Origin of the sequence: Kitasatospora sp. NPDC059803, assembly GCF_042732255.1 — a bacterium.
In the GTDB taxonomy this organism is placed as follows: Bacteria; Actinomycetota; Actinomycetes; order Streptomycetales; family Streptomycetaceae; genus Kitasatospora.
This window is the reverse complement of the sequence record NZ_JBHWIJ010000230.1, coordinates 8,409-14,021: the sequence shown is the minus strand read 5'-3', so window position 1 is coordinate 14,021 and position 5,613 is coordinate 8,409. Positions and strand designations below refer to the sequence as shown.

At 71.3% G+C, this 5,613-nt stretch carries 4 protein-coding genes; 2 read left to right on the top strand and 2 right to left on the bottom strand.

Annotation, left to right across the window (positions count from 1 at the left end; genetic code table 11):
- Window positions 1-51: 51 nt before the first annotated feature.
- Together ACFV6I_RS29120 and ACFV6I_RS29115 are read right to left on the bottom strand one after the other, a co-directional pair.
- Window positions 52-696, bottom strand: a complete 645-nt coding sequence (locus ACFV6I_RS29120) for a response regulator transcription factor (RefSeq protein WP_063349707.1) — start codon at window positions 694-696, stop codon at window positions 52-54.
- Window positions 684-1,952 carry a sensor histidine kinase gene (locus ACFV6I_RS29115; protein WP_244293481.1) on the bottom strand — a complete coding sequence of 423 codons (1,269 nt, stop codon included), beginning with the start codon at window positions 1,950-1,952 and terminating at the stop codon, window positions 684-686. Before ACFV6I_RS29115 ends, ACFV6I_RS29120 begins: the two co-directional genes overlap by 13 nt.
- Before the next feature lie 298 nt (window positions 1,953-2,250).
- Here ACFV6I_RS29115 and ACFV6I_RS29110 point away from each other — a divergent pair, with 298 nt between their 5' ends.
- Both ACFV6I_RS29110 and ACFV6I_RS29105 read left to right on the top strand, forming a co-directional pair.
- Window positions 2,251-2,985 (top strand): ABC transporter ATP-binding protein, encoded by a 735-nt coding sequence (locus tag ACFV6I_RS29110; RefSeq protein WP_063351478.1) that lies wholly within the window; start codon window positions 2,251-2,253, stop codon window positions 2,983-2,985.
- Between the two features lie 3 nt (window positions 2,986-2,988).
- Entirely contained in the window at window positions 2,989-5,559 is a 2,571-nt protein-coding gene (locus ACFV6I_RS29105) for an FtsX-like permease family protein (protein WP_063349709.1), read from the top strand.
- Window positions 5,560-5,613 lie beyond the last annotated feature (54 nt).

Genomic DNA, 5,613 nt, shown 5'->3' with positions numbered 1-5,613 from the left:
GGGCGGCGCCCGACCGGCGCCGCCCCTCTCCGCACGTCTTGCTTCGGGCGTTCAGGCCCGCAGGTAGGTGAGCACGGCGAGCACCCGGCGGTGGCCGCTGTCCGGCGTGGGCATGTTCAGCTTGGCGAAGATGTTGCCGATGTGCTTGTTCACCGAACTCTCCGCGATGAACAGCATCTCGGCGATGGTGCCGTTGTTGCGCCCCTCCGCCATCAGTGCCAGGACCTCGCGCTCGCGCTGGGTCAGCGAGGACAGCGGGTCGTCACCGGCCCGGCGGACCATCAGCTGCGAAATGACCTCCGGGTCCATCGCGGTGCCGCCGTCGGCGACCCGCTCCAGCGCGAGCAGGAACTCCTCGGCGCGCCCCACCCGGTCCTTCAGCAGGTAGCCGACCCCGGAGGCGCTCTGCGCCAGCAGCTCCGTCGCGTACGCCCGTTCGACGTACTGCGAGAGCACCAGGACGGGCAGGTTGGGCAGTTGCTTGCGGGCCTCGACGACGGCGCGCAGGCCCTCGTCCCGGAACGTCGGCGGCAGCCGGACGTCCACCACGGCGACGTCCGGGCGGTGTGCGAGCAGCGCGGGCAGCAGGTCGTCCCCGTTGTCCACGGTGACGCACACCTCGTGCCCCTCGCTGTTCAGCAGCAGGACCAGCCCCTCACGGAGCAGGGCGTTGTCTTCGGCGATCAGGATCCGCATGGAATCTCCACCTTCAGTACGGTCGGGCCCCCGGGCGGGCTGAACAGGTCGGTGGTCCCGTCGAAGGCGGCGACCCGGCGCCGGAGTCCGAGGATCCCGCTCCCCGTGCCCTCGGTGGCGCCGCCCTTGCCGTCGTCCTCGACCCTGATCGAGATGGCGTCCGACGCGATCCGCAGCCACACCAGCGCGCTGCGCGCCCCGCTGTGCTTCGTGATGTTGGTGAGCGCCTCGGAGATCACGAAGTAGGCCGCGGCCTCGGCGGCGGCGGGCGCGCGGGGCGCCGCGCCGGCCGACTCGTCGATGTCTATCCGGGTCGGGACCCCGCACAGCGCGGTGAGCGCCCGGACGGCGTCGGTCAGCCCGCGGTCGGCGAGCACCGGCGGGTAGATGCCGCGGACGAGGTGGCGCAGCGACTCCAACGCCTGCTCGGCGAGGTTCTGGGCCGCGTCCACCATCTCCGGGACCTGCTCGGGCCGTTGGCCGAGCGCGCGCTTGATCATGCCGAGCCGCAGCGAGACGGCGACGATGCCGGCCTGCGCGCCGTCGTGCAGATCGCGTTCGATCCGGCGCAGTTCGGCGTCGTGCGCGTCGAGCGCCTCGGCGCGGGTCACCGAGAGTTCGCGGACCCGCTGCGCGAGCGCGACCCGGGGGCGGGCGGTCAGCAGCCGGCGGGACATCCGGGCGTGCACGAGGGCCAGCCCGCGCATCGCGGCCATCGCCACCACGGCGTAGCCGACGCCGATGAACACCGCGACGAAGGACTTCAGCCACGAGTCGACGTTCATCAGGATGATCGAGTTGCGCTCGCCCGACGCGAGCTTCCACCACACCGGTGCGGACAGCCAGTTGAAGGCGTTGCCGCAGATGCTCAGGGCGAAGATGCACAGGGCCGAGCCGACGACGCCGTGGGTGATCACCCAGACCAGGTCCTTGCGGACGGCCGGGTCGCGCAGGGAGGGCTTGCGGGGGCCGGTGCGGCCGGGCTCCAGGTCGCGGTAGGGCGTGCGGACCTCGGTCTCCAGCAGCCGGCCGACCCACCGGCGGTGGACCTCCGCGTACCTGCGCAGCACCCGCAGTGTCCTGGGCAGCAGCAGGAAGCCCGTTCCGACCAGGCAGAGCGCGAAGATGATGGCGATCAGGTAGAACAGCAGCAGCCCGGCGAGTCCGGTCATCAGGCAGAGCAGGACGTAGCCCGCGGCCGGAGGGAAACGGATCACCGTCTGGCGGACCCACTGCTCGGGTTGTAAGCGTCGCAACTCGGCAATGCTGGGGGCGCGCACGGCTCCTAAAACCCTCCGAGTCGTCATCCCGATCACCCTACCACCGTCCCAAATGCGGCGGTGGGTGGCACTTTTCTGCACCATCGACTCTCCAGTTCGTGCCCTGGTTCCGCACCTGCTCCAGGACTTACCTTCGTGAACGTCAAGTAGTGCGTGCGAGTGGTGGAGGCCGGAAGTGAGCAGAAAGGGACGCGGAGCGCGGACGGAGGAGTTCCAGAGCGCGGCCGCGGAGGAGGAGTACGCGGCGCCGCCGCGGCCGGACGGCAGTGCCGCTCTGGACGCCCACTGGGTCGTCCGCCTCGACGGGGTCCGGAAGACGTACGGCAAGGGCGCCGGGGCCGTGCACGCGCTGCGCGATCTGTCCCTCGCCTTCGCCCGGGGCACCTTCACCGCGGTGATGGGTCCGTCCGGGGCGGGCAAGAGCACCTTCCTGCACTGCGCCGCCGGGCTGGACCGCCCGGACGCCGGCTCGGTGGTGCTCGGCGGTACCGAGCTGGCGCAGCTGAGCGAGGTCGATCTGACCATCATGCGCCGGGAGCGGGTCGGCTTCATCTTCCAGGCGTACAACCTGATGGCGGCGTTGACCGTCGCGGACAACATCACCCTGCCGCTGATGCTGGCCGGCCGCCAGCCGGACCACCAGTGGTTGCAGCAGGTCGTGACGCAGGTGGGTCTCGCCGACCGGATGAGCCACCGGCCCTCGGAGCTGTCCGGCGGCCAGCAGCAGCGGGTGGCCATCGCCCGGGCGCTGGCGGCGCGGCCCGAGGTGGTCTTCGCGGACGAGCCGACCGGCGCGCTGGACACCCGCACCGCCAAGCAGGTGCTGACGCTGCTGCGCGAGGTCGTGGACAGCCTCGGACAGACGGTGATCATGGTGACCCACGACCCGATCGCCGCCTCCTACGCGCACCGCGTGGTGTTCCTCGCGGACGGGAGCTACGCGGAGGAGATGACGCACCCCACTCCGGACCGGGTGGCCGAGCGCATGACCCGGCTGGGGGAGTGGTGAGACGTGTTCAGGCTCGTCGTACAGACCGTCAAGGAGCGTAAGGCCGGGTTCGTCGGGGCGTTCGTCGCCCTGTTCGGCGCGTCCGTGCTCGTCACGGCCTTCGGAATCATCCTCCAGTCCGGCATCGGCAACGGGGTGCCGGTCCAGCGCTACTCCGGCGCTGCGGTCGTGGTCGGCGGTCAGAAGCACTTCACGGTCCACGAGGCCAAGAAGAGCAAGTCCAAGGACCTCAAGGACGCCGTCGGCGTCCCGATCGACCTGGTCGACAAGGTCGCCAGGACCGAGGGCGTCGACAAGGCCGTCCCGGTGCTCACCTTCCCCGCGCAGGTCGTCTCCAACGACGGCGAGGAGCTGGTCAAGGGCGCCGACGACCGGACGTCCAACGGCACCAACTGGGGCGCGGCCGCGCTCGGCCCGTACGACCGCAACGGCGACGAGCCGAAGCGCGCCGGCGAGGTGGTGCTGGAGAAGTCCGTCGCGGACCACCGCAAGGTGAAGGTGGGCGACAGCGTCAAGATCGCCTCCACCCGGGACGCCAGCTCGTACAAGATCGTCGGCATCGTCACCTACAAGGGCGGCGGCGGGGCGCTGCGCACCCCGCCGGTGTTCTTCTCCGACGACGAGGCGCGCACCCTGTTCGGCCGCACCGACCAGGTCAGCGCCATCGGCGTGCTGGCGCCCAAGGACACCAACGCCGGCAAGCTCGGCGACCGGATCGACAAGGCGCTCAAGGGCTCCGCGATCGACGTCTACACCGGTGACGGGCGCAGCAGCGTCGAGAACCCGGACGTCGCCTCGGCCCGGGGCAGCCTGAAGGAGCTGGCGGGCTCGCTCGGCGGCACCGTCGTGCTGATCACCATGATGGTGGTGGGCAGCACCCTGGCGCTCAGCGTGCACCAGCGCCGGCGCGAGCTGGCGCTGCTGCGCGCGGTCGGCGCGACGCCCAAGCAGATCCACAAGATGATCTCGGGCGAGGCCCTGGTGATCTCGCTGGTGGCCTCGATCCTGGGCTGCTTCCCCGGCATGCTGGCCGCCGGGGTGCTGCGCGGGGCGCTCGGGGCGATCGGCATCCTGCCGGACGACTTCGAGTTCTCCTACGGCCCGATCCCGGCGATCGCCGCGGTCGGCATCGGCGTGATCGCCGCGCAGGTGGCGGCGTTCGCGGTGGCCCGCCGGGTGGTGTCGATCCGGCCGGTGGAGGCGCTCAGCGAGGCCCAGACCGAGCAGCCGGGCATCGGCGGCGCCCGGGTGGCCATCGGGATCCTGCTGTTCGTCCTCGGCTTCTGCGCGTCGCTGCTGCCGCTGTTCTTCGGCAGCATCTTCGCGGTGGCCGCGGCCGGCAGCGGCGGTCTGATCATGGTGATCGCGATCCTCATGCTGGCCCCGCCGGTGGTGGCGAAGGCGACCAGGCTGATGGCCGCGCCGTTCCAGCGGCGGTTCGGGACCCTCGGGTTCCTGGCCGTGGCCAACACCCGGGCCAACGCCCGGCGGCTGGCGGCCGGCATCGGCCCGCTGATCCTGGCGATCGGCTTCGCCTCGGTGCAGCTGTTCATCCCGACCACCACGTCGGGTGCGGCCGAGGCGCAGGCCCAGGCGGGCGTCGTCGCCGACTACACGGTGACCAGCGATTCCGGCGGCCTGCCGGTCACCGCGCCGAAGTTCATCGCCGGCCTGGACGGGGTGGACGCCGCGGCCGGGACGGTGCGGGTCGACCTGTTCGCCTCGACGAAGATGCTCGGCTCGCCGGAGATCTTCGACTACAAGGCGCAGGGGCTGACCCCGGGCAACCTGAGCCGGGTCGTCGACCTGGACGTCTCCGAGGGCTCCCTGGACAACCTGTCCACGGACACGGTGGCGATCAGCAGCGGGGCTTCGGCCACGCTCGGCGCGGGCGTCGGCGGCCAGATCAAGGTGCACATGCCCGACGGGCAGACGCTGGAGCCGAAGGTGATCGCCGTGTACAAGCGCGGCCTGGGCTTCGGCGACATCACCCTGTCCTACGACACCGTGCTCCAGCACAGTTCGCGCCGGATGTACGACTCGGTGCTGGTGCGGGCCAAGGACGGCGCCGACAAGAAGAAGGTGATCGGGGAGCTCACCGGGCTCAACGACCGCTACCCCGGGGTGCACGTCCAGGACAAGGGCGGCCTGTCCGCCGCCCAGGAGAAGGCCGGCACGGCCAACCTGTTCGGCAGCGCGCTGCCGCTGGTTCTGGTCTTCGGGTACATCGCGGTGGCCGTCGCCAACACCCTGGTGATGACCACGCTGTCCAGAGCACGGGAGTTCGCGCTGCTGCGGCTGGTGGGCGCGACCCCCGAACAGGTCATGCGGATGATGCGCACCGAGACGCTGATGCTGATCCTGATCGCGGTGGTGGTCGGCAGCCTGGTGCCCATCGTGCCGTTGATGACGGTGAGCATGGGCCTGACCGGGTCCCTGGTTCCGCACATTCCGCCGCTGCTCTACCTGGCGATCGTGGCGGCGACCTCGGCCCTGGCCGCGGCGGCCGTTCTGGTGCCGACCAAGCTCGCCCTGCGCGCCCGCCCGGTGGAGGCCATCGGACTGCGCGAGTAGCTCCGCCCCCACCATTGCCACACCGACCCGGGGGGTGGGGGGGGCGGCCGCGGG